Below are 1,698 nucleotides of genomic sequence, written 5' to 3' on the forward strand. Positions count from 1 at the left end.
CGACGTCAGTCTGTCCCTTCATTGATTGGTGCGGAAACAGCGCCGGGTGATGGAGAGCAGCATGGCACGCATATTGGTAACGGGCGCACGGCGCGGCATTGGCCGGGAAATCACGCTCACCCTGGCCCGCGCCGGGCATGATGTGGTGGCCACCATGCGCGATCCCAGCGGCAGCGATCTCGCCACCATTGCCGCGCAGGAAGGCCTGGCCATCAGCCTCGCCGCGCTCGATGTCGATGATGATGCGTCGGTTGCTGCGCTGTTTGCACAACCCGGAATGGCCAGCATCGACGTACTGATCAACAACGCCGGCATCCTTTCGATCAACGCCCTGGAAGATGAATCCATGGCCATGATCCAGGCGGTGATGAACACCAATTTCTTTGGGCCACTGCGCTGCATGAAGGCGGTGATTCCGGCGATGCGCGAGCGCCGCCAGGGCCTGATCATCAACCTCTCGTCGATCGCAGGGCGTATGGCGGTGTTCTCACACAGCGCCTACGGCCCATCGAAATTCGCACTGGAAGCCGCCAGCGAAGTGGCGGCACAGGAACTCGCCCCCTTCGGCGTGCGGGTCGCGCTGATCGAACCGGGCATCATCGCCACCGATATGGCCGTCGCCAACCTGCCGCAACCGCGCGCCGACAGTGCCTACCCCAGCGGCCGCCGCATGGTGGCCATGAACGCCGATGCGGATAAGGGCACGCCGCCCGCCGTGGTGGCAAACGCCGTGCTCGATATCGTCAGCGGCCGCAACACGGCGTTCCGCACGCTGTGCGGCGACGATTCGCAGATGTTCATCGGCATGCGCACCCGCATGAGCGACGACGCCTGGATCGCGATGAGCGACACACTGGACGACGGCGTGTTCTTTGGCCGGATGACGGCGGCAATGCAGGGCTGATTGGCGGCAGTGAAATATAGTGGCCCCTGCCCTCCGGCGGCATTGCTTCTGCTACTTCAACCCCGGCGCATAGGGCCCGCGCGTGCGCCAGAACGGCACATCGTCCACGCCGATCCAGCCAAATTCATAATTGGCCATGAACAGTCCGAAGATCACGCCGCTGATCAGCGTCGTCCACAGCAGTTTCTTGCCGATCATCGGGTTGCTGGGGGCGGAGCTGGCCTGGCCCGCGATGGGCTCGCTGCCGTCTTCGTGGTGGGTGCGCACGCCGAAGGGAAGGACGGCGAAGAGGGTGAGCGTCCAGAACAGCAGGTAGATGGCCAGGGCGGATTGCGGCTTCAAAGGCGCGTCACCTGCACATCCGTCACCGGTTTCTTGCCGGTCCATTCGCGGGCGATGCGGCGCACGGCGACGCGGATGGCTTCGGCATAATGTTCCGGGCGCTTGGGATCACTCTTGGCGGCGGCCTTTTCGGCGGCTTGCGCGCATTGGGCGAGGAAATCGTCCTTGTCTTCCTCCACCGGCACGCCGTGGGCGCTCACCTTGGGGGTGGCGGCTGGCAGGCCGTTCTTTCCGACAACGACGCTCACCGCAATCAGGCCATAGCTGGACATGCGGCGGCGTTCGACGATGGTGGCGCCGTCTGACGGCAGGATCACATCGCCATCCAGCACCAGGCGGCCGGCCTTTTCATGGCTGAGCAGCTTGGGGCCATCGGGAGCCAGGCGGATGGCGCTGCCGTTGATCGGCACCATGGCGCGCGGCACGCCGCAATCTTTCGCCAGCTTGGCATG

At 64.7% G+C, this 1,698-nt stretch carries 2 protein-coding genes and 1 pseudogene; 1 reads left to right on the plus strand and 2 read right to left on the minus strand.

All coding sequences use genetic code 11. The annotated features are described in order from the left end of the window. The first annotated feature begins 61 nt into the window (after nt 1–61). Entirely contained in the window at nt 62–904 is an 843-nt protein-coding gene (locus tag RMO81_RS14975; RefSeq protein ID WP_310476729.1) for an SDR family NAD(P)-dependent oxidoreductase, read from the plus strand. Nucleotides 905–955: 51 nt separating this feature from the next. Here the strand turns inward: RMO81_RS14975 and RMO81_RS14980 are convergent, their stop codons facing one another. After that, entirely contained in the window at nt 956–1,246 is a 291-nt protein-coding gene (locus tag RMO81_RS14980; RefSeq protein ID WP_310476730.1) for a DUF1467 family protein, read from the minus strand. Beyond that, a pseudogene (locus tag RMO81_RS14985) lies at nt 1,243–1,698 on the minus strand (MBL fold metallo-hydrolase); the annotation flags it as partial. The pseudogene RMO81_RS14985 and the gene RMO81_RS14980, both read right to left, overlap by 4 nt.

Source organism: Sandarakinorhabdus sp., assembly GCF_031422795.1.
Classification (GTDB): Bacteria; Pseudomonadota; Alphaproteobacteria; order Sphingomonadales; family Sphingomonadaceae; genus Sandarakinorhabdus.